The organism is Bradyrhizobium sp. JHI2711, from assembly GCF_056156565.1.
On the sequence record NZ_JBPZPT010000004.1, the window covers coordinates 268,892 to 290,314 of the forward strand.

A 21,423-nucleotide genomic window follows, 5' to 3' on the forward strand; every position below is an offset into this window, starting at 1 on the left:
GGCGCTCAGCGTTAACCTCCGCGCGCAACAGTCGCTGTGACTTCGCCATACTTCCCCCTATATAAGGGGCTGTTCCGGCGCGCCTGAGGCTCTCAGCTTCGGCCCAGGCCGGTTTGGCCGAGGGGAGACCCGTGCAGACGACGCTGCTCGGATTGGCGATTGCCTTCATCATTGCGCTGCTGGCCGCGCTGATCGGGCCTTACTACATCGACTGGAACCAGTTCAGGCCCCAGTTCGAGGCGGAGGCCGGCAAGATCATCGGCGTGCCGGTGCGGGTGGCGGGCGAGCTCGATGCGCGGCTGTTGCCGGCGCCGACGCTGCGGCTGCGCGGCGTCACCTTCGGCGGCAACAACGATCTCGGCCGCCTGCGCGCCGACAAGCTCGATGTCGAGTTCAGCCTCGGCTCCCTGATGCGCGGCGAATGGCGCGCCACCGAGCTTTCGGTCGGCGGCATGGCGGTCGATCTTGGTCTGGACGCGCGCGGACGGGTCGATTTGCCCTCCACCGCGAGCGGCACCTTCAACCTGGCCTCCCTCGCCATCGAGCGGCTGAACCTCACCGGCCGCATCGCCTTGCACGATGCCGCCAGCCGCTCGACGCTGGAATTGAACGATATCGCCTTCTCCGGCGATGTGCGCTCGCTCGCAGGCTCGGTGCGGGGCGACGGCAGCTTCACCGCGCGCGGCGTGCGCTACCCGTTCCGCGTCTCCTCCGGCCCCAGCGCCGACGGCAGCGCCACCCGTCTCCACCTCAACATCGATCCCGGCGAGCGCGCCATCCTCGCCGATCTCGAGGGCGTGCTCGCCTTCGACAATCGCCAGCCGAAATTCGAGGGCGCGCTGACCCTCGCCGTGCCCGCGGCCAGGAAGGCGGGCGAGGCGGGGCCGACGCCCTGGAAGCTGGCGACCAGGCTCAAGGCCGATCCGGCCGGCGCGAAATTCGAGCAGATCGACGCGAGCTTCGGCCCGGAGGACACCGCGCTGAAGCTCGGCGGCGTCGGCGATCTCAGGTTTGGCGCATCGCCCTTGCTGCGCGCGGTGCTGTCGGCGCGGCAGGTCGATGCCGACAGGCTGACCGCCAAGGATGATGCCGATCCGCAGCGCGTCCTGCCGGCGCTGCGCGCAGGGCTGGCGGCGATCCCGCAGGTGCCGATCCCTGCCCAGATCGAGTTCAATGCCGATCAGATCATGCTCGGCGGCCGTCCGCTCCAGAACATCGCGACCGAGCTTGCGACCGACGGCCGGTCCTGGACCTTCCGGCGGCTGGAGCTGCGCGCGCCGGGCATGACGCAGGTCTCGCTCAATGGCGCGGCTCCCGGCGCCGACAGTTTCAGCGGCCGGCTCAGCGTTGAATCCCCGGATCCCGACACGCTGGTGGCCTGGCTGCAGGGCCGCAGCGAGATCACCCGCCGCAGCACGCGGCCGCTGCGTCTCGCGGGCGACGTCACCATCGCAGCCAATCATCTCGCCATCGACAGGCTGAAGGCCGACATCGATGGCGGCGCGATCGAAGGCCGCATCGTCTTCGTGCAGACAGGCGCGAGCAACGGCTCGCGGATCGATGCGGACCTCAGGGCCGACCGGCTCGACCTCGATGCCGCCACGAGCTTCGTGCGCGCGCTGGCGGGGCCGCAAGGCGAATGGCCGGAAGAGGCAAAGCTCTCGCTCGATATTGGCCGCGCGATCTCCGCCGGCCAGGAGCTGCGGCCGTTCGCAGCCAGGCTCGCCTACAGCCCGGCGTCGCTGTCGCTGGAGCAGCTGCGCTTCGGCCAGGGCGGCGGCGTGACCTCGGAGGCGAGCGGCAGCTTCGACCGCACCAAGACGACCGGTAAGCTCGCGCTGAAATCCTCGGCCAATTCGCTGCGCGAGCTCACCGCGCTGGTCGAGCCGTTCGCGCCCGCGCTGCGCGCGCGCCTCGATGCGCTCCCGTCCTTGCCCGGCGCGACCCGTCTCAAGCTCGATCTCAGCCTCGACAAGAACGCCGAGCATGCCGATCGCAGCAATGCCCGCTTCGTGCTCGACCTCGACGCACCGCAGCTCAAGACCACGGCGACCCTGGCCGCGCAGACGCCGGCGGCCGCCATCGGCGGTATCGACCTCGAACGCCTGCGCAACAGCGACTTCACGCTGGACGCGAAAGTGGCGGCGCCGCAAGCCGGCGCCTTGTTGGCACTGCTGGGGCTCGACCGCATCGTGGCCGCGGGCGAGGGCGCCTCGCAATTCGAAGGACGGTTGAGCGGAGCCTGGCGCCGTCCCTCGCAATTGAACGCAAAGCTCAGCGGCGGCGGGCTCGATGCCGACGCGCAAGGCAGCGTCGAATGGTCGGAGTCCAAACCGTCCGAACCCAAATCGTTCGAGCCCAAATCGTTCGAACCGAAGGCGAGCGTGAACCTGCGCGTGCGCAACGCCAATCTGGCGCCGCTGCTCGGGACCAGCCCGGCCGGCAAGTCGGCGCAGAACGTCAGCCTGTCCTCCCGCCTCACGCTCTCCGGCAATCGCCTGACCTTCGGCGATCTCGACGGCAATGCCGCGGGCTCGCATCTGCGCGGCCATGTTTCGGTGACGCTCGATCAGGACAAGAGCATCGACGGCGAGGTAGGTCTCGACTCGCTCGATCTGGCGCCGGCGCTCGCAATCGCCGTCGGCGCAGCCGGTCGTGAGTCGGGCGAGCCGCTCAGCGCAGGATTGGTCAGCGGCTGGCGCGGCCGCATCGCCTTCCAGGCCTTACGCGGAACGTTGCCCGGCGGCATCGAGCTCCGCCCCTTCGGCGGCACGATCCGGAGCGACGGCCAGTCGCTCGCATTCGATGCGCTCAAGGGCGGCGTCGGCGGCGGCGACATGTCCGCAAGCCTGGACGCGCGCAATGGCGCGGGTGGGCTTGCGCTGAACGCGCGCATCGAGCTCAGCAACGTCGATGCGGCGGCGCTGCGCTATCGCGACCTCGCCCTGCCCAAGGGGCGCGCCTCGGTGCAGATGGCGCTGACCAGCCAGGGCCGCAGCGTCGCGGCCTTGACCGGTGCGCTCGCCGGGAACGGCACGGTGACGCTCGAATCCGCCGAGATCGCCGGCCTCAATCCGCGTGCGTTCGAGATCGCCATCCGCGCCAGCGACGGCGGCCAGGTCAATGACGACAACCGGCTGCGGCAGCTCGTCGAGCCCGCGCTGTCGGCGGGGCGCATCGCGGTGCCCTCGGCGCAGATTCCGTTCACGATCCGCGACGGCCGCCTGCGCATCGGCGCAACGCCGCTGGAAGCGAAGAACGCCCGCGCCATCGTCTCCGGCGGCTACGACATTCCGGCGGACCAGGCCGACATCCGCGCCAGCCTGACGCCGATCATGACCGGGCTTTCCGGCGCCCCGCCCGAGATCCAGCTGTTTGCGGCAGGCCCGCCCGACAGGCTGAGCCGTACCGTCGACCTCGCACCGCTGTCGTCATGGCTTGCGGTGCGCACGATCGATCGCGAGACGCGGCGGCTCGACGCCATCGAGCGCGGCGAGCCGCCGCCGGCCACAGCTGCGCTGCCGACGCTGGTGTCCCCGGAGATAGCGACCGAGCAGGCGCCACCCAACGTGCCGCTGCCGGGCCAGGACCCGCGCCGCGCGCCGGCAAAGCCCAGGGTGGCGCCGACCCCGAAAGCTCCGCAGGCCGCGCCCGCCGCGCCAAGCCCCTCACTGACAAGCCCTTCACTGACGAGCCCGCCGCTCGCGAGCCAGCAGCTCGCGCCGCTCCCTCCGGCCATCGACGTGAAGCCCGCCCCGGGCCCGCCGCCCGCCAAGCCCAGGCCGAAGCCGCCGCTTGTGCTGACGCCGCAGAATCCGTAGACGGCGCTATCTAAAGCGCTCCGTTGCCGATGCTCGTCATGCCAGGGCTTGTCCCGGGCATCCACGTTCTTTGTGCCATGCGGCAAGGCGTGGATGGCCGGGACAAGCCCGGCCATGACGCGGAGAGGTTTCAGTGCCCAAAGCTTCTCGGCTCTTGCACAACAGTAAATCCATTCCCTCGCATTTGACGGAATTTTCGTCGGCAAAACTGATTTGCCGACTTTACTGAATTCTCGCGTTTCATCTCTAGCGTAGGTTCCCAGAGGAATTCGGCGTCGCGCCGCGAGCGGCGGGACGGCTCGCCAACGGGCTGCCAAGAACTGGGGTGATCGAGATGAACGGGGCGAAATCGCTTCTGCAGGATCTGGACGACGCGATCGCGCGCGGCACCGACGAAAGCCGGTCACGCGCATTATGGCATGCGACCGACATCCTGATCACCGGCCGCTACAGCGACGACGAGATCAGCATGTTCGGCGAGGTGATCGGCCGGCTCGCCGACGAGATCGAGGTGGCAGCGCGCGCGCAGCTCTCCGAAGTGATGTCGGCCTGCGATCACGCCCCGCTCAACGTCATCGAAAGGCTCGCCCTCGACGACGAGATCGCGGTTGCCGGTCCCGTGCTGCGCGATTCCAACCGCATCGACGAGAAGATGCTGGTCCAGAGCGCCATGACCAAGGGCCAGGCGCATCTGCTGGCGATCTCGCAGCGCCAGTCGATCGGCGAAGCCGTGACCGACGTGCTGGTCAAGCGCGGCAACCAGGAGGTCGTGACTTCGGTCGCCAGGAACGAGGGCGCGCGCTTCTCCGGCTCGGGTCTCTTGCACATGGTCCGCCGCGCCGAGGGCGATTCGATCCTTGCCGAGCAGCTCGGCCTGCGCAAGGACGTGCCGCGTCACATCTTCCAGCAGCTGATCGCGAAAGCCTCCGAAGACGTCCGCCGCCGCCTCGAGACCGAGCGGCCCGAGATGATGTCGCAGATCCAGAGCTCGGTCACCGAGGTCACCGGCGATCTCCAGTCCAAGTTCGGCCCGTCCTCGCGCAGCTATTTCGTCGCCAAGCGCGTGGTCACGACGCAGTATCGCCAGGGCAATCTCAACCAGGATTCGATCTCGAACTACGCCCGCCAGCACCGCTTCGACGAGGTGCAGATCGGCCTGTCGCTGCTGTCGGCGCTGCCGGTCGACGTGATCGAGCGCGCGTTGATGGACCGCAACCGCGAAATGATCCTGGTGCTGTGCAAGGCGCTCGACTTCTCCTGGGACACGACGATGTCGCTGTTGTTCCTCGGCGCCAAGGATCATCTGATCACGGCGCGCGAGCTCCAGGACAACGAGCGCGAGTACGGCCGGCTCAAGATCGAGACGTCGCGCAGTATTCTGAAGTTCTACCAGTCGCGCAAGACCGGCGCGGGTGCCGATGCGGGCCGTCAGCCCGAACTTCAAGTCCACTGACAGGTCCACTGAGGAGAGGGGAGTACCTGCAATGTTACCTCAATTCGGCACCGCCGTTCGCAAGAAGAATCCCGCCAATGCCGGCGCCACCGATCTCGGCGGCGCAGCTCCGGACAAGGCCTCGGTAGACGCCGCCTGGCTCGTGCTGGAAGCTGCCAACGACCTCGGCGACCACGCCGCGGTGGACGCCTGCCGCCGCGTTATCGACGCCGAGCTGAACGGCACGGCGGCCCGCAGCGCCGACGTCGATCTCGTGCTGGGATATTTCCGGTAAGGCTCCGGAGATCGCGCTCGGAGTTGAGCGCAGCGAAGTCCGGAGGGACTCTCAGCACGAGTTGGAGCGTTTGGCGCCTGCATCGCGCCGAAGACTTGACTTCGCCGCGGCCAAGGCTGCAGCCAGCTCATCGATGTGATAGGGCTTGGGCAGGATCTCGATACCAGCGCTTTGCGCTTCATGGACCGAGGCTTCGGCGTAACCGCTGGTCAGCAATATCGGTATGTCGCTTCGTCTTGTCCTGATCTCGCGCGCAAGCTCGACCCCGTTCATGCCGCCCGGCATCATGATGTCGGAGAAGATCAGATCGATGGGACGGCCATCCGCCAGGGCACCAAGCGCTGCCGCGGCGCTGGAGGCGCGCGTGACGTCGTAGCCGAGCTGGCCCAGCATCTCGCTGACCAGCGCGGCAACCTCGTCATCGTCTTCCACCAGCAGGATCCGGCCCTGATTGCTCTTCTTGGGCCTCGCCCTGGTGAGATCGACGAGATGTCGCGGGCTCGACGGAGCATCGAACGATCGCGGCAGGTACAGCTCGATGCTCGTGCCGCGGCCGACCTCCGATTGAATGCGCACCGTGCCTTGCGACTGCGTCGCAAATCCATGGACCTGCGCGAGCCCAAGCCCGGACCCTTTGCCGACGTCCTTGGTCGTGAAGAACGGCTCGAAGACGCGCGAGAGAATCTCCGGAGGCATACCGATGCCGGTATCGATCACGGATAGCCGGACGTAGTCGCCGGAGATCTGATCGTCCTTGAGATCGGGCAGGTTTTCTCCGCGCACGATGATCGTGCCGCCGTGGGGCATGGCATCGCGGGCGTTGACGGCCAGGTTGAGAATGACCAGCTCGAGCTCGCCGGGGTCGACCTCGACCGGCCAAAGCTGCTCCGGAAAGTCGAACTCGACGTGGACGTCGCCTCTCAGGCTGCGATCGAGCAGTTCGCGCATTCCGCCGATCTGCGCGGCGACGTCGACGGGCTGCGGCCGCAGCTTCTGCCGCCGAGAAAATGCCAGAAGCTGCTTGGTCAAGCTGGCACCGCGCTGCGCGGCCTGGATCATCCCATCCATCAGGCGGCGACGGCGGTTCGGATCCGTCTGGCGGTCGAGCATGTCGAGCCCGCCGGAAATCACCATCAGCAGATTGTTGAAGTCGTGGGCGACACCACCGGTGAGCTGGCCGATGGCCTCGATCTTCTGGGCCTGCCGAAGCGTTTCCTCGACCCGGGCGCGCTCCTTCATCTCGAGCCGAAGCTGCTCGTTGGCTTCTTCCAGCGCCCGGGTCCGCTCGATCACGAGCTTCTCGAGCTCCTGCGCCGTCTGTTCGCGCGCTTCCAGCAAGGCCCGGATTTCATATTGGCGCCGGCGTGCCCGCATCGCCGATTGGATGGCGCTGGTCAGCGTGATCGGCTGAACCGGCCGCTCGAGCAGCGACACGTTGCGGAGAAGCTCGACGATACTGCGTCGCCACGCGACGACCGCGGGCCGCTCCCGGTGACTGGTGAGAACGACGAAGGGCAGATCGGACCACGGCGGCTGGCCGGCGATCCACTGCGCCAGCGCCGCGGTGTCCTTGCCGAACAATCCTTCCTCGGCAAGAAACACCGTGCCGACGCCTGCCGTCATTTCGGTGACGAGTTCGGCCAAGTCCCGGCAATTGACCGCCTCGAGGTTCGCGTTGCGCAAAAGTTCGGCCGATGCCGGCCCGTCGCGGCCCACCGGGGCGAAGACGAGAACGCGGTGATCGCGCTGCGCGCTCATTCGAGCGGCCCTTCCGGGAGGGCCGTGCCGGTATAGCGCGGATTGCCGGAAAAGATGCCGCTGAACTCATGAAGCGGCGGGCCCAGCTTGATCCCGCTGCTGCCGAGCCGGAATTCGCGGATGCCGTGCTCGTGGCCGCCGCTGCGCTTCTTGACGACCGACAAGGCGCGCCGAACCGTTCCGGCGAACTCGAAATAGCGCAGCATCACGACTGCATCGCTCAAATAGCTGAGGTCGAGCGGCGTATCCATGGGACCGACAAGCCCATGCTGGGCGAGGATGAGGATGGTGAGCACGCCCTGCTGGGCCAGGTAGCTGAGCAGTTCGTGCATCTGCAGGACGAGGAAACGTTCATCCGGCATCGCGTTCAGATAACCGTTCAGGCTGTCGATGACGATGATGCGGGCATTGTCGACCTCGACGCTCCGGCGGAGCGTTGCCGCGAACTCACCCGGCGACAATTCGGCCGGATCGATCTGCTGAAACCGGATCTTTCCGGAGGCGAGATGTTTGTCCAGCGGCAGCCCGAGCGCTCTGGCGCGGGCCTCCACCGTTCCGCGCCCTTCATCGAAGGCGAAGAATACGGCGTGCTCGCCGCGTTCCGCCGCCGCGATGGCGTAGGTTAGCGCAACTGACGACTTGCCGACGCCGGCCGCGCCCAGGAGAAGAGCGTTGGTGCCGCGCTCGAGCCCCCCTCCCAGGAGCTGGTCGAGCTCGGGGTTGCCGCTGGTCACCATCTCACCATCGAATAATCTGTGATGTTCGGCTGCGACGAGCCGGGGAAAGATCCGCAGGCCCCCTTGCGTGATCGTAAAATCGTGAAAGCCGCCGCGGAAACGGATGCCGCGCATCTTGATCACGCGAAGCCGCCGCCGCTCGGCGCCGTAGTCGATGGCGAGTTGCTCCAGCATCACCACGCCGTGCGCGATCGAATGCAGTTGCAGATCATCCTGGGAGGATGACAGATCGTCGAGCAGAACCACGGTGCAGTTGCGATTGGTGAAGAAGTGCTTCAGGGCCAGAACCTGGCGCCTGTAGCGAAGCGGGTTCTGCGCCAGCAGGCGCAATTCGGAGAGGCTGTCGAGCACCACGCGGGTGGGATTGATCCGTTCGACCTCCTTGAAGATCAGACCTGTGGTCTCGCTCAGCTCCATCTCGGCGGGATGAAAAACCGTCAGCTCCCGCTCGGGATCAAGCGTCGTTTCCGGCGGAACGAGCTCGAAGATATCGACGCCGTCCAGCGACCAGCCATGCCGCTGTGCCACCACTGTGAGCTCGCTCTTGGTCTCGGAGAGCGAAACGTAGAGAACGCGTTCGCCGTCGCGCACGCCCCGAAGAAGGAATTGGAGCGCAATCGTGGTCTTGCCTGTGCCGGGGCGTCCCTCGTAGAGATACATTCGGTTGGGGTCCAAGCCACCGCCGAGGATGTCGTCCAGACCGTCGCTGCCGGTCGAAATTCTCGGCAAATCCTTGAGGTCGCTGCCTGGAGCAGGCGCGGATTGACCGGTCATGACCCCCCCTTACGCGTATCTTCCCAAAGCTCTCCATGCGCTCCAAGCGCATGCCGGGAGCCGGATTTGACTGAAAAGGTCCGTCTAAGGAACTCCTAGGCCGGGCATGAGTTCCCGCCCCACTGGCGGTCCGGCGACCGGTTCGTTGCCGCTCAGACTGTGCCGACCCGTGGATGGTGTCGGTTCAAAAATGAACACAAACGGTCCGCTCGCGGTCCATCCCGTTGCTGCCCTCACTGCCGGATGCGGTAGATCACGACGTCCTCGCCGTGACGGTTCGTGCTTCGCTCGAGCTGGTAGTTCGACTTCTCCAGCACGCGCCGCGATGCACCGTTCCCGACATACACAATGCCGATGAGAGACGGCAGTGCGAGCTGTGACAGCCCGATGTCCGTCAGCGCGGTCGCGATCTCGCTGGCAAATCCTTGGCCCCAGAATTCGCGCTTGAACGCGTAGGCGATTTCGACCTCGTCGACATCGTCCACGAGAATGTGCCGAATGCCCGCCCGTCCGGCGAAGGCCCCGTCCTTCGTTCGCAGCGTCCAGAGTCCGAAGCTGTGCTGGTCCCAATGGGCCATGTTGGTTGCGAGATAAGCCCTCGTGACCTCGGGCGTCCGCACCCCGCCGAGATAGCGGGAGACCTCGGCGTCGCGATGCAGCGCGACGAGGTCGGCGAGGTGATCCTCGCGCAACCGTTCGGCGGTCAGGCGGTCGGTGGTGAAATGGTCCACGGCGACAGATCGCCGCTTCCGAGGCGTGTCGTCGTTCATGCTGCTATCGCTGCGGGCTGATGGTGACATCATGCCCCTGTTTTGCCCGACGGGTCAACGGGCGACGGCCGGATCGTTGCCTTGCGCGTAACTCATTGATTTCACGACCCCCGGTCTACTGTGCATGGGGTTGTTTTCGCAGTTTCGTTTTGGAAGGGCTACCCCGCCCCCAGCGCGACGGCGACGTTGTACGTCACGAGGCTCGCCGCATAGGCCAGCACCAGCATGTAGGCGAAGGTGGCGCCCATCCAGGCCCAGCTGCCGGTCTCGCGCCGGATCACGGCGAGCGTGGAGGCGCATTGCGGGGCGAAGATGTACCAGGCCAGCATCGACAGCGCGGTGGCGAGCGACCATTTCGTCGCCAGCACCTGGCCGATCTGCTCGACCGCTTCGTTGCCGCCCTCGATCGCATAGACGGTGCCGAGCGCCGCGACCGCGACCTCGCGCGCCGCCATGCCGGGGATCAGAGCCACCGCGATCTGCCAGTTGAAGCCGACGGGGGCGAGCAGGGGTTCGAGCGCCTTGCCGATCATCGCCGCCAGGCTGAACTCGATGGCCGGCCCGGTCGCGCCCGCGGGCGGCTGCGGGAAGGAGGCCAGGAACCAGATCAGCACCATCATCGAGAAGATCGTGGTGCCGGCGCGCTGCAAGAACATCTTGGCGCGGGTGTAGATGCCGATCACGATGGATTTCAGCCGCGGCATCTTGTAGTCCGGCAGCTCCAACATGAACGGCGCCGGCACAAAGTCGCGCAGCATGAAGAACTTGATCACGAACGAGACCAACAGCGCGCTGATGATGCCGGCGGCATAGAGGCCGAACATCACGAGGCCCTGCAGGTTGATGAAGCCCCAGACGTCCTTGGCCGGGATGAACGCGGAGATGATCAGCGTGTAGACCGGGATGCGCGCCGAGCAGGTCATCAGCGGCGCGATCAGGATCGTGGTCAGCCGGTCGCGCTTGTTGTCGATGACGCGCGTCGCCATGATGCCGGGAATGGCGCAGGCAAAGCTCGACAACAGCGGAATGAAGGCGCGGCCGTGCAGGCCGGCGCCGCCCATGATGCGGTCCATCAGGAACGCCGCGCGCGCCATGTAGCCGAAATCTTCCAGGAGCAGGATGAACAGGAAGATGAGGATGATCTGCGGCAGGAACACGATGACGCTGCCGACGCCGGAGATCACGCCGTTCTGCAGGAAGCTTTGCAGCAAGCCGTCGGGCAGGGTGGCCTGCACCAGCTCGCCGAGCGAGTCGAACCCGGACTTTAGCAGCTCCATCGCCGGCTGCGCCCAGGCGAACACCGCCTGGAACATCACGAACAGGATCAGCGCCAGCACGATCAGCCCGCCGACCGGATGCAGCACGATCGCGTCGATCCGTGCGGTCCAGGTGTCGGGGCGAGCAGGCAGGCTGACGCAGTCGGCGATGATGCGATCGGCCTCGCGTTGGGTGGCGCGCAGCTCGGAGACGCCGAGCGCGCGCCAGCTGTTCTCAACCGGTTCGGCGGCGAGCGCTGCGGAAATCTCGTCGGTCAGCTTGAGCAGGTCGGCCGTGCCGCCCTTGCGCACCGCGATCGAGGTGACCACGGGCACGCCGAGCTCCTTGGCGAGCCGCGCGACGTCGACCGTGATGCCGCGGCGGCTTGCGATGTCGAACATGTTGAGCACGAGGATCATCGGCCGCCCGGTGCGCTTCAGCTCCAGCAGCAGGCGGATGGTCAGGCGCAGATTGGTGGAATCGGCGACGCACAGCACGAGATCGGGCAGGGTCTCGCCGGAGGCCTTGCCGAGCACGAAGTCGCGGGTGATCTCTTCGTCCGGGCTGCGGCCGCGCAGCGAATAGGTGCCGGGCAGGTCGACCACGGAGACCTGGCGGCCGAGCGGGGTGACGAAGAAGCCTTCCTTGCGCTCGACCGTGACGCCGGGATAGTTCGCGACCTTCTGCCGGCTGCCGGTCAGCGCGTTGAACAGCGAGGTCTTGCCGCTGTTGGGCGTGCCGACCAGGGCGAGATGCAGCAGCGGTGCTTCCATGGGATCAAGGGCCTGCGGGGCAGATTGCGGTCGCGCGTCAGGCGACGATGATGGCCATGGCTTCGCGACGGCGGACCGCGATCGTGGTGCTATCGACCCGCACCGCGATCGGATCGCGCCCGACCAACCCCTCATGCAGGATCTCGACCCGGGCGCCCTCGACGAAGCCGAGTTCGATCAGGCGGCTCTCGAGCTCGACGTCCGAAAGCGCCGAGCCAGCCTCTTTGGCGGCAAGGTGTTGGATGACGCCGGTATAGCCGCGCTGGGCCAGACCCAGCGGCATGTGCGAACGCGTATCAGTGGTGTCGGTCATGCCCTGTATTTTCAACGCCGGGCATTGAGGTCAAGCGTGCCCGCGCGCCGAAGCTGCACCTTAGAGCGATTTTAAAGTGCAGAGGCCGGGGCGCCGTCGCGGGCGCCCCCGACGGCTACTGGGCCGGGACCTTGTCCGGCTGGGCGGCCATGGCGCGGCTCTTGAAGTAGTCCAGGACGAAGAGGCGGATCGCCGACGACAGATTGCCCTGCTGGCGGTTGTTGTCGATCTCGCCGACCAGCTCGGACAACGTCATGTTGCGCAGGCCGGAAATCTCTTTCATGCCGTTCCAGAACGCCTCTTCCAGGCTGACGCTGGTCTTGTGGCCGGCGACGACGATCGATCGTTTCACGACCGGCGACTTCATGGCTGCTCCTCGCGATCGATCCGGTGCTGGTCCAGATTCTCCTTGGCCTGGTCCGCCCGCTTCGCCTCGGACGACCGTTCCGCCTTCGTGCGCCCGAACTTCGCCCGGTTGGCGTCCGCCTGCTTCGCCGAGGCTTCCCGCTCGACGCGCTTCCTGAAACGATTCAGGTTGATGACGTTCCCCATGCCGCGTCTCCATCATCCGCTCCTCTTCAGGCAGGATGAAACATTCAGAAACAGGGCGCCACATTGCGCCGCAGAAGACTTGATCGCCATTCGCTCGTCCTCGTCAATCGGCCCTTGGGCCATCAAACGATGAATTTCGCCCCGTCGAGGGCAGTGGAGCTGCGTAACACGCCGCCCCGCCGCAACATTGACGGTAATCAAATCCCGCCCCCAAAACCGCATATTTTTGGGCGCCGAGCGTCCGTATCATTACGGATGGCTATCGGAATTCGGAATCATCCCGGGCTGATCATCTTCTCAGCGCGCACCAGGCGGTCGAACTCGTCGGCCGAGACGAAGCCGAGCCGCAGCGCCTCCTCCTTCAGCGTGGTGCCGTTGGCGTGCGCCGTCTTGGCCACCTTGGCGGCGTTGTCGTAGCCGATCTTCGGCGCCAGCGCCGTCACCAGCATCAGCGAGCGCTGCATCAGCTCCTTGATGCGCTTCTCGTCGGCGCGGATGCCGCTGACGCAATGCTCGGTGAAGGAGCGCGCGGCATCCGCCATCAGGCGGATCGAATGCAGCATGTTGTAGGCCAGCACCGGCTTGTAGACGTTGAGCTCGAAATGGCCTTGGCTGCCGGCGACCGTGATCGCGGTGTGATTGCCGAACACCTGGCAGCACACCATAGTCATCGCCTCGCACTGGGTCGGGTTGACCTTGCCCGGCATGATCGAGGAGCCGGGCTCGTTCTCCGGCAGGATCAATTCGCCGAGGCCCGAGCGCGGGCCGGAGCCCAGCAGGCGGATGTCATTGGCGATCTTGAACAGGCCGGTCGCGACCGAATTGATGGCGCCGTGCGCCAGCACATAGGCATCGTTCGAGGCCAGCGCCTCGAATTTGTTGGCGGCGCTGGTGAAGGGGAGCTTCGTAATCCCGGCAACGTGCTTTGCGAACAGCTTGGCAAAGCGCGGCTTCGAGTTGAGACCGGTGCCGACGGCTGTGCCGCCCTGCGCCAGCGGATAGAGGTCCTTCACCGCGATCTTGAGCCGGGCGATGCCGCTTTCGACCTGCGCGGCATAGCCGGAGAATTCCTGACCGAGCGTCAGCGGCGTCGCATCCTGGGTATGGGTGCGGCCGATCTTCACGATCTTCGAAAACTCCCTCTCCTTCTTGCGCAGAGCGCGCAGCAGCTCGCCGAGGGCAGGGATGAGATCGGCATTGATGCGGCCTGCCGCGGCGATGTGCATCGCGGTCGGGAAGGAGTCGTTCGACGACTGGCTCATGTTGACGTGATCGTTGGGATGCACCGGCTTCTTGGCGCCGAGCTCGCCGCCGAGCAGCTCGTTGGCGCGGTTGGCGATCACCTCGTTGAGGTTCATGTTGCTCTGGGTGCCCGAGCCGGTCTGCCACACGACAAGCGGAAAATGGTCGTCAAGTCTGCCTTCGATCACCTCGCGCGCAGCGCGGATGATGGCGTTGGCACGGCGCCGATCGAGCAGGCCGAGCTCGAGATTGGACTGCGCGGCGGCGAGCTTGACCATGCCGAGTGCATGCACGAGTGAGATCGGCATGCGGTCGGTGCCGATGCGGAAATTCTGGCGCGAGCGCTCGGTCTGCGCCCCCCAATAGCGGTCGGCGGCGACCTCGATGGGACCGAAGCTGTCGGTCTCGGTGCGGGTTGCGGGGCGGGCAGTCTTCGAGCGGGACGCTTTGGCCATGAGCACATCCATTCTGCCGCGCGAAACGCCGCGCGGCCTGTTCATGTGCTCTTCTATATAGACAGTTGGCCGGGCGCGATGGCTCTGCGCCCAACCTAGATCATTTCTTGCGGAAACGATCGAGCCGCACGACCTCGGCGCCGCCCTGGCTCGGCGGCGGCGACTCGTCGGCAGCTTCCGGCTTCTCCGCGGCAGGTGCCGGGACCGATACGGCCGATGGCGCGGGTGCTGCCGGCAGATTGTCCGGCGCGACCTCGGCGACGTCGGAGGTGTCGAACTGGAGGCCGAACTTCACGGACGGATCGAGGAAGCTCTTGATGGCACTGAACGGCACCACCAGCCGCTCCGGAATGCCGCCAAAGGACAGGCCGACCTCGAAACGATCCTCGAGCACGGTCAGGTCCCAGAACTGGTGCTGGAGGATGATCGTCATCTCCTCCGGATATTGTGCGAGCAGCCGCGGCGAGAGCTTCACGCCTTCGGCCTTGGACACGAAGGTGATGAAGAAATGATGCTCGCCCGGCAGGCCATGGGCTGCGGCATCGGTCAGCACCTTCCGCAGCACGCCGCGCAGCGCATCGCGGGCCAGCACATCGTATCGGATATGATCGGTCGCCATGGTGGTCCTGTTGCATCCAAGCAGCCGGACCCTGCCGATCCGACTCGCCAAGCCGCAATAGTACCGCGCCTGACGGGCGAGCAGGAGTCCCCGCCGGGGAAGAATCAAAGAGTAAAGTGGAGGCTTCTGTTGCCAGGTGCCTCCGAACCCCGCCTAGCGGAGCTTAACCCGCTAGGACTTTAGAGTGGTCTTTCAAACTGCGTTACGCAGCCTGAGCAACCGGAGCAAAGTTGTCGTTGGCAACTATTGCAGTAGCCCGATAACGGCGGAACAATACCGGGAAAAAGTACGCCCTTTACGCCCTCGTCGATCCTATTTCGCCCCCGCCAAAGCCCAGCTTCGGGCACGCCCGATGGTGGGCTTTGGTGGAGGCGCCGGGTACCGCCCCCGGGTCCGAATGGTTTATTGCGACGACCGTTTATTTCCATAGCCGGCGAACCGGCACCCCCAATATAGGGGGCAAAGCTTTCGAAAAACAGAGGGTTGGAGGCGCGATCCCGCGGTTCCCTTTGGATAGGCTTCGGAGTGCCGGGCCTATCGCGGCTCTGGCCTTTGCCAGAGGTCGCCAGCCCGATGTGCCGAATCCTTGCGCATCTCCTGCCCGGCAGTCCCGATCGTTGCGGCCATGCGCATGATGACGCTGCTGCTCCAGCGAACGGACAATGTCAGTCTCAGCGACGTTCAATTTCCTGCGGCGGAAAGTAGCAGCGTGACGAGCCGCAAGCCGACTAGGCGCTGATCTCCACTTCGGCCCGATCTCGCTCTTCGCCGTCGCCGCTGCGCCGGCAGTGCGCGAGACCCACTGCACCGCGGTTGTGGCGAAGCACCAGAGGCCGACCAGGACACCGGTCCGACCTCGCAGGACTTGCCAGGTCCGAACGCTTATCGTGACGTTAATCGGGCCGATCCAGCAATTGCTGCACTGCGTCTGACCGCGATGGTTGCAGTGGTCGCGTCCATCTCGCGCATCAATCCCCTCTGGCTTTTGCTTGCCGCGGCGTGTTGGGTTTTGCTGGCATTGTCTGATGAAAATCGCTAGGCAGTGATCCGGGCGGGTATCCAGTTCCAGCCGATTTAGAACAACAGTGCTCGTGACTTACAGGTCGCGGAGGAGACAGGCATGGCCGATACGATGGGCCACTCAGCGACGGCCACCCGAAACACCCGGGTGGCGCTCGGCTTTTGTCTGCTGGCGATTGCGCCGCAGATTTTCGAATTGATCTGGTCGATCGGGACGATTTTCGGCTGGGGGACCGGCCGCGGTCCGGCGGCGGTCGTCACCGGTCATGCGACGGCGCTGCTGGCCGGCGCGCCGAGCGCCCTCTTCGGATCATTCGGCGGCGGCGCCAAGAAGATGTCGTCCGAGGTGCTGCTGGCGCTGATCTATTCCTATCCGCTGTTTGCGGTGGCGATCCTCACGCTGTTTATGACCATCCGCTCGGCGCAAGATTATGTCGGCGGCGTCGTGCTGATGGCCGTTGCCCTGTTTGCGCTGTGGGCATCGAGCGATTTGCAGGGCATGCGTGGCTTCTCCTTCGGTGCGGGCACTGCGCCACGTATGTTCGGCGGGCTGCTGGTTGCCCTGTCTGCCGGCATCGCCTTGAGCGGCCTGATCACGGCGGGACCGGCGCTTGCGCATTATTCCTGGCGCGGGCCGCTGTTCGTGGTGGCGGCGATCCTGTTCTTCGCCCTGTCGATCCGGTCCCTCGGTCTCGTTGTCACGGCCTTCTCGAGCTTCATGATCGCGGCGACGGGCTCGCACGAGACGCGCTGGCTGGAAGCGGTGATCGTCGGCGCCTGCCTGACGGTCGGCTGCGCAATCCTGTTTCCCTATGTGCTCGGGCTGCCGATGCCGATGTATCCGCGTTTCCTGATCCAGTGAGGGCGTGATGGATATCTTTGCCAATCTTGCTCACGGCTTCGCCGTCGCGTTCACCCCGATCAATCTCCTGATGTGCCTGATCGGCGCCCTGGTCGGAACGCTGGTCGGCGTTCTCCCTGGCATCGGCACCATCGCCACCGTCGCGATGCTGCTGCCGATCACTTTCGGGCTGCCGCCGGTCGGCGCGCTGATCATGCTCGCCGGCATCTATTACGGCGCGCAATATGGCGGCTCGACCACGTCGATCCTGGTCAACATACCCGGTGAGGCGACATCGGTCGTGACCGCCATCGACGGTCACCAGATGGCCAAGCAGGGCCGCGCCGGTCCGGCGCTCGCGATCGCCGCGATCGGCTCGTTCTTCGCCGGCTGCGTTGCGACCATCCTGATCGCACTGCTCGGCGCACCGCTGACGAAACTCGCGCTGGCGTTCGGTCCGGCCGAATATTTCTCGCTGATGGTGCTCGGCCTGATCTTCGCGGTGGTGCTGGCCAAGGGCTCGGTGCTGAAGGCGATTGCGATGATCGTGTTCGGACTGCTGCTCTCAATGGTCGGTTCGGACATCGAGACCGGCGCCTCGCGCATGGCCTTTAACATTCCCGAGCTCGCCGACGGTCTCGGCTTTGCGACCGTGGCGATGGGCGTGTTCGGCTTTGCCGAGATCATCCGCAACCTCGACCACGGCGCCGAAATGAACCGCGATCTGGTGCAGCAGAAGATCACCGGACTGATGCCCACCAGGAAGGACCTCGGCGATGCGACGCCGCCGATCCTGCGCGGCACCGTGCTCGGCTCGATCCTCGGCATCCTGCCCGGCGGCGGCGCGGTGATCGCGTCCTTCGCGGCCTACACGCTCGAGAAGAAGCTCTCAAAGACCCCGTCCCGGTTCGGCCGCGGCGCGATCGAGGGCGTGGCGGGGCCGGAGAGTGCCAACAATGCCGCGGCACAGACCTCGTTCATTCCGCTGCTCACCCTCGGCATCCCGCCGAACGCGGTGATGGCACTGATGGTGGGCGCGATGACCATCCACGGCATCGTGCCCGGTCCGCAGGTGATGCAGAAGCAGCCGGATCTGGTCTGGGGCATGATCGCTTCGATGTGGATCGGCAATCTGATGCTGATCATCATCAACCTGCCGCTGGTCGGAATCTGGGTGCGGCTGTTGCGCGTGCCCTATCGGCTGATGTTCCCCTCGATCGTGATCTTCTGCGCGATCGGCATCTATTCGGTGAACAACGCGCCGGTCGACGTCATCCTCGCGGGCGTCTTCGGTCTCGTCGGCTATTGGCTGATCAAGCACGATTTCGAGCCGGCGCCGTTGCTGCTCGGCATGGTGCTGGGACCGCTGATGGAGGAGAATCTGCGCCGGGCGCTGCTGATCTCGCGCGGCGACTGGAGCGTGTTCCTGACGCGCCCGTTGTCGGCGGTGCTGCTTGCGGTCGCGGCAAGCCTGCTCGTCCTTACGGTGCTACCTGTCTTGCGCGCCAAGCGCGACGAGGTGTTCACCGAGTCCGAGAACTGAGGTCGTGCGCGCCGAGTCGGCTCGGTCCTGCGTCGGCGCGCCGCATTCGGAAGTCGAATCGACTTGTGTTACGGCTTTGTGAAATGGAAATGCCGGCCTTTGGGCCGGCATTTTATTGTGTCCAAAGGGAGGATCGCCATGACGTTCATTCGCGCGCTTACAGGCGCATGTGCAGCAGCGATAGCATCGCTGGGCGCCTTCATCGCAACGGCTGAGGCGCAGACCTATCCGACGCGCAACATTACCGTGATCGTCCCGTTCGCAGCCGGCGGGCCGACTGACGTGATCTCACGCATCGTCACCGGGCACATGGCGCAAACGCTGGGGCAGAGCATCATCATCGAGAACGTGGTCGGTGCCGGCGGCACCACCGCCACGACGCGTGCCGCGCGTGCGGCCAACGATGGCTATACGCTGATCACCGGGCATATGGGCACGCATGCCGCCTCCGTGCCGCTCTATCCGAAGCTGGCCTATCACCCCGAGAAGGACTTCGAGCCGATCGCATTGCTGGCCGGCACGCCGATCTTGATCCTGGCGCGCAAGGACTTTCCGCCGAAGGATCTCAAGGAGTTCGTCACCTATGTGAAGGCGAATGCCGAGAAGGTGAATGCCGCGCATGCAGGCGTCGGTTCGGTTTCGCACGTCTCGTGCGAACTCCTCCACTCCATCCTCGACATCAAGCCCGTCGGCGTGCCGTTCAACGGCACGGGACCTGCGATGAACGCGCTGGTGGCGGGTCAGGTCGACTACATGTGCGACCAGATCGTCAACGCCGTCCCGCAGATCAATGCCGGCACCATCAAGGCCTATGCGATCGCCACGGCCGAACGAAACCCGTCGCTGCCGAACGTGCCGACCACGGCGGAAGCCGGCCTGCCGGCATTCCAGGCTCAGGCCTGGAACGCGATGTTCGCGCCCAAGGGAACCTCGCCCGCGATCGTGGCAAGCGTGAACGCCGCCGCCGTCAAGGCGCTCGACGACGAGACGGTGAAGAAGCGCCTGCTCGAGCTCGGCAGCGTCATCCCCGCGCCGAAGGACCGAACCCAGGAGGCGCTGGCGACCCTCGTCAAGAGCGAGATCGCGAAGTGGAGCCCGGTGCTCAAGCCGGCGAATTAAGCGAAGGCGATCAAGGCGCTAGGCGAGGGGCGGAACGCTGAGTTCCGCCCCTTGCTGTTTGTGCCGGGAACACTCACTTTTCCGGGTATAATCGACGGCGACAGCGAATCGCCGCTGTCGTAGCGCTGGGGGTGTTGCTAAGTTCGCCGCCTCCCCAAAGGCTCAGTCGCAACATGCACCAGTATCAGGACCTGCTCGAGCGGATTCTTTCCGACGGCGCCGAGAAGACCGACCGGACCGGCACCGGCACGCTGTCGGTGTTCGGCCATCAGATGCGCTTCAATTTGTCGGCCGGCTTCCCGATGCTGACGACCAAGCGGCTGCCGCTGAAGGCGATCGTGCATGAACTGCTCTGGTTCCTGAAGGGCGACACCAACATCAAATATCTGCGCGACAACGGCGTCACCATTTGGGACGAGTGGGCGGACGCCAATGGCGATCTCGGCCCGGTCTACGGCCATCAATGGCGCTCCTGGCCCGCGGCCGACGGGCGCAGCATCGACCAGATCGCCAATGTCATCGACATGATCAAGCGCACGCCTGATTCCCGCCGCCTGATCGTCACCGCCTGGAATCCGGCCGACGTCGAGAAGATGGCGCTGCCGCCCTGCCACCTGCTGTTCCAGTTCTATGTCGCGAACGGCAAGCTGTCCTGCCAGCTCTATCAGCGCTCGGCCGACGTGTTTCTCGGCGTGCCCTTCAACATCGCCTCTTACGCGCTGCTCACCATGATGGTCGCGCAGGTCACAGGCCTGAAGCCCGGCGACTTCGTGCACTCGCTCGGCGACACTCATCTCTATTCCAACCATCTGGAGCAGGCGAGGCTGCAGCTCAGCCGCGCGCCGCGCGCGCTGCCGGTGATGCGGATCAATCCTGAGGTAAAGGACATCTTCTCTTTCCGCTACGAAGACTTCGAGCTCGTCGGCTACGATCCGCATCCGCACATCAAGGCGGACGTGGCGGTCTAGCGCCCTATGTCGCTCACCATCCGCCGTGCACGGCCCGAGGAAGCCGGGCTCGTTCTCTCCTTCATCCGCGAGCTCGCCGAGTACGAAAAGCTGTCGCACGAGGTCGAAGCGACCGAGGCTGACATCGCCGACGCGCTGTTCGGCGAGAGGCCGCAGCTCTATTGCGCGATCGCGGAGTGGAACCGTGAGCCGGTCGGCTTCGCGGTGTGGTTTCTCAATTTCTCCACCTTCAGCGGCCGTCACGGCATCTATCTCGAAGATCTCTATGTGCGGCCGTCGCATCGGGGCAAGGGCCTCGGCAAGGCGCTGCTGGCCTATCTCGCCAGGGAATGCGTCGACAACGGCTGGTCGCGCCTGCAATGGGCGGTCCTCGACTGGAACGCACCCTCGATCGCGTTCTACAAATCGATCGGCGCGGTCATGATGGACGACTGGACGCTGTGCCGGGTCACCGGGCCTGCGCTGACCCAGCTTGCCGGGAGCTCTGCCTGATGGAGATCGTCTTCGTCGTCGCCATCGCAGAGAATGGCGTCATCGGCGCGGGCAATGCGATGCCGTGGCGATTGAAGTCCGATATGGCGCGCTTCAAGGCGCTGACGATCGGCAAGCCTGTGATCATGGGCCGCAAGACCTTCGAGACCCTGCGCCGGCCGCTGCCGGGCCGCACCAACATCGTGGTCACGCGCGATCCGGCCTATCGCGCCAATGGGGCCATCGTCACGACATCGCCAGCGGATGCGGAGGCAGTCGCGCGCGGCGACGCTCTGCGGCGTTCGGTCACTGAGATCGCGGTGATCGGCGGCGCCGAGATCTACCGGCAATGGCTCGGTCGTGCCGATCGTCTCGAGATCACCGAAGTGCACGCGCGCCCAGAAGGGGACACGCATTTTGAAATCGACAAGGCGGAATGGGACGAGGTCGAACGCATCCGCCATCCGGCCGGCCCCGACGACAGCGCCGACCTGTCCTATGTGACATATCGTCGGCGGCGCGGCCATTAACCGCTTTTGCCAATGTTTACATTGACTTTTTCGTGCCCGAGCATAGCTCGGAAGACGGTCAGGGCTGCGTTGTAAGGGACTTGCCTGTCCCCTATAAAGCCGGACCGGACAAAGCGGGCGGTGGCAATTCCAC

General features: G+C 65.5%; 18 protein-coding genes and 1 other RNA gene. 9 read left to right on the forward strand and 10 right to left on the reverse strand.

All coding sequences use genetic code 11. The features are described 5' to 3' along the window. Nucleotides 1–131 precede the first annotated feature (131 nt). The 3 genes from ACTEK7_RS28735 to ACTEK7_RS28745 all read left to right on the forward strand — a co-directional run bounded on the left by ACTEK7_RS28735 (nt 132) and on the right by ACTEK7_RS28745 (nt 5,548). On the forward strand, nt 132–3,821 hold the full coding sequence (locus ACTEK7_RS28735; RefSeq protein ID WP_225147808.1) for an AsmA family protein: 3,690 nt from the start codon (nt 132–134) through the stop codon (nt 3,819–3,821). 334 nt (nt 3,822–4,155) lie between these two features. Continuing rightward, on the forward strand, nt 4,156–5,274 hold the full coding sequence (locus ACTEK7_RS28740; protein ID WP_036006551.1) for a DUF2336 domain-containing protein: 1,119 nt from the start codon (nt 4,156–4,158) through the stop codon (nt 5,272–5,274). A 31-nt stretch (nt 5,275–5,305) separates the two neighbouring features. Further along, entirely contained in the window at nt 5,306–5,548 is a 243-nt protein-coding gene (locus ACTEK7_RS28745; protein WP_036006553.1) for a hypothetical protein, read from the forward strand. Nucleotides 5,549–5,599: 51 nt separating this feature from the next. Here ACTEK7_RS28745 and ACTEK7_RS28750 read toward each other — a convergent pair whose 3' ends face one another. The 10 genes from ACTEK7_RS28750 to ssrA form a co-directional block, all read right to left on the reverse strand. Beyond that, a complete protein-coding gene (locus ACTEK7_RS28750) occupies nt 5,600–7,306 on the reverse strand; it encodes an ATP-binding protein (RefSeq protein WP_225147807.1) in 1,707 nt (568 codons plus the stop codon). Continuing rightward, entirely contained in the window at nt 7,303–8,817 is a 1,515-nt protein-coding gene (locus ACTEK7_RS28755) for an ATPase domain-containing protein (protein WP_036006558.1), read from the reverse strand. The genes ACTEK7_RS28750 and ACTEK7_RS28755 overlap by 4 nt, the downstream gene beginning before the upstream one ends. Before the next feature lie 233 nt (nt 8,818–9,050). After that, nucleotides 9,051–9,548 carry a GNAT family N-acetyltransferase gene (locus ACTEK7_RS28760; protein ID WP_036006593.1) on the reverse strand — a complete coding sequence of 166 codons (498 nt, stop codon included), beginning with the start codon at nt 9,546–9,548 and terminating at the stop codon, nt 9,051–9,053. Between the two features lie 197 nt (nt 9,549–9,745). Further along, nucleotides 9,746–11,617 (reverse strand): ferrous iron transporter B, encoded by a 1,872-nt coding sequence (gene feoB / locus ACTEK7_RS28765; protein WP_225147806.1) that lies wholly within the window; start codon nt 11,615–11,617, stop codon nt 9,746–9,748. 37 nt (nt 11,618–11,654) lie between these two features. Then, nucleotides 11,655–11,930: a FeoA family protein gene (locus tag ACTEK7_RS28770; protein ID WP_036006563.1), complete on the reverse strand. Its 276-nt coding sequence runs from the start codon at nt 11,928–11,930 to the stop codon at nt 11,655–11,657. A gap of 115 nt (nt 11,931–12,045) precedes the next feature. Next, nucleotides 12,046–12,297: a ribbon-helix-helix domain-containing protein gene (locus ACTEK7_RS28775; RefSeq protein ID WP_025038043.1), complete on the reverse strand. Its 252-nt coding sequence runs from the start codon at nt 12,295–12,297 to the stop codon at nt 12,046–12,048. Further along, on the reverse strand, nt 12,294–12,482 hold the full coding sequence (locus tag ACTEK7_RS28780; protein WP_036006566.1) for a DUF4169 family protein: 189 nt from the start codon (nt 12,480–12,482) through the stop codon (nt 12,294–12,296). The genes ACTEK7_RS28775 and ACTEK7_RS28780 overlap by 4 nt, the downstream gene beginning before the upstream one ends. Nucleotides 12,483–12,757: 275 nt before the next feature. Then, the gene (fumC, locus tag ACTEK7_RS28785) at nt 12,758–14,191 is read right to left on the reverse strand and encodes a class II fumarate hydratase (RefSeq protein WP_225147895.1); all 1,434 of its coding nucleotides are present in this window, start codon (nt 14,189–14,191) and stop codon (nt 12,758–12,760) included. A gap of 88 nt (nt 14,192–14,279) precedes the next feature. Beyond that, nucleotides 14,280–14,798: an SspB family protein gene (locus tag ACTEK7_RS28790; RefSeq protein WP_036006568.1), complete on the reverse strand. Its 519-nt coding sequence runs from the start codon at nt 14,796–14,798 to the stop codon at nt 14,280–14,282. Between the two features lie 115 nt (nt 14,799–14,913). Further along, nucleotides 14,914–15,280: a transfer-messenger RNA gene (gene ssrA, locus ACTEK7_RS28795) on the reverse strand. Nucleotides 15,281–15,918: 638 nt separating this feature from the next. Between ssrA and ACTEK7_RS28800 the strand changes: the two genes are divergently transcribed. The 6 genes from ACTEK7_RS28800 (at nt 15,919) to ACTEK7_RS28825 (ending at nt 21,290) form a co-directional block, all read left to right on the forward strand. Beyond that, on the forward strand, nt 15,919–16,680 hold the full coding sequence (locus ACTEK7_RS28800; RefSeq protein ID WP_225147805.1) for a tripartite tricarboxylate transporter TctB family protein: 762 nt from the start codon (nt 15,919–15,921) through the stop codon (nt 16,678–16,680). Between the two features lie 7 nt (nt 16,681–16,687). Next, nucleotides 16,688–18,202, forward strand: a complete 1,515-nt coding sequence (locus tag ACTEK7_RS28805; protein WP_036006571.1) for a tripartite tricarboxylate transporter permease — start codon at nt 16,688–16,690, stop codon at nt 18,200–18,202. A 138-nt stretch (nt 18,203–18,340) separates the two neighbouring features. Continuing rightward, nucleotides 18,341–19,321: a tripartite tricarboxylate transporter substrate binding protein BugD gene (locus ACTEK7_RS28810; protein WP_036006574.1), complete on the forward strand. Its 981-nt coding sequence runs from the start codon at nt 18,341–18,343 to the stop codon at nt 19,319–19,321. Nucleotides 19,322–19,494: 173 nt separating this feature from the next. Further along, entirely contained in the window at nt 19,495–20,289 is a 795-nt protein-coding gene (locus tag ACTEK7_RS28815; RefSeq protein WP_036024977.1) for a thymidylate synthase, read from the forward strand. Between the two features lie 6 nt (nt 20,290–20,295). Continuing rightward, nucleotides 20,296–20,781: a GNAT family N-acetyltransferase gene (locus tag ACTEK7_RS28820; protein ID WP_036037448.1), complete on the forward strand. Its 486-nt coding sequence runs from the start codon at nt 20,296–20,298 to the stop codon at nt 20,779–20,781. Then, entirely contained in the window at nt 20,781–21,290 is a 510-nt protein-coding gene (locus tag ACTEK7_RS28825) for a dihydrofolate reductase (protein ID WP_109144932.1), read from the forward strand. The genes ACTEK7_RS28820 and ACTEK7_RS28825 overlap by 1 nt, the downstream gene beginning before the upstream one ends. Nucleotides 21,291–21,423 lie beyond the last annotated feature (133 nt).

Coding starts and splice junctions, on each gene's coding strand:
- ACTEK7_RS28740 (WP_036006551.1), top strand. CDS start 4,156: ATGAACGGGGCGAAATCGCTTCTGCAGGATCTGGACGACGCGATCGCG.
- ACTEK7_RS28745 (WP_036006553.1), top strand. CDS start 5,306: ATGTTACCTCAATTCGGCACCGCCGTTCGCAAGAAGAATCCCGCCAAT.
- ACTEK7_RS28750 (WP_225147807.1), bottom strand. CDS start 7,306: ATGAGCGCGCAGCGCGATCACCGCGTTCTCGTCTTCGCCCCGGTGGGC.
- ACTEK7_RS28755 (WP_036006558.1), bottom strand. CDS start 8,817: ATGACCGGTCAATCCGCGCCTGCTCCAGGCAGCGACCTCAAGGATTTG.
- feoB (WP_225147806.1), bottom strand. CDS start 11,617: ATGGAAGCACCGCTGCTGCATCTCGCCCTGGTCGGCACGCCCAACAGC.
- ACTEK7_RS28770 (WP_036006563.1), bottom strand. CDS start 11,930: ATGACCGACACCACTGATACGCGTTCGCACATGCCGCTGGGTCTGGCC.
- ACTEK7_RS28775 (WP_025038043.1), bottom strand. CDS start 12,297: ATGAAGTCGCCGGTCGTGAAACGATCGATCGTCGTCGCCGGCCACAAG.
- ACTEK7_RS28780 (WP_036006566.1), bottom strand. CDS start 12,482: ATGGGGAACGTCATCAACCTGAATCGTTTCAGGAAGCGCGTCGAGCGG.
- fumC (WP_225147895.1), bottom strand. CDS start 14,191: ATGGATGTGCTCATGGCCAAAGCGTCCCGCTCGAAGACTGCCCGCCCC.
- ACTEK7_RS28790 (WP_036006568.1), bottom strand. CDS start 14,798: ATGGCGACCGATCATATCCGATACGATGTGCTGGCCCGCGATGCGCTG.
- ACTEK7_RS28800 (WP_225147805.1), top strand. CDS start 15,919: ATGGCCGATACGATGGGCCACTCAGCGACGGCCACCCGAAACACCCGG.
- ACTEK7_RS28805 (WP_036006571.1), top strand. CDS start 16,688: ATGGATATCTTTGCCAATCTTGCTCACGGCTTCGCCGTCGCGTTCACC.
- ACTEK7_RS28810 (WP_036006574.1), top strand. CDS start 18,341: ATGACGTTCATTCGCGCGCTTACAGGCGCATGTGCAGCAGCGATAGCA.
- ACTEK7_RS28815 (WP_036024977.1), top strand. CDS start 19,495: ATGCACCAGTATCAGGACCTGCTCGAGCGGATTCTTTCCGACGGCGCC.
- ACTEK7_RS28820 (WP_036037448.1), top strand. CDS start 20,296: ATGTCGCTCACCATCCGCCGTGCACGGCCCGAGGAAGCCGGGCTCGTT.
- ACTEK7_RS28825 (WP_109144932.1), top strand. CDS start 20,781: ATGGAGATCGTCTTCGTCGTCGCCATCGCAGAGAATGGCGTCATCGGC.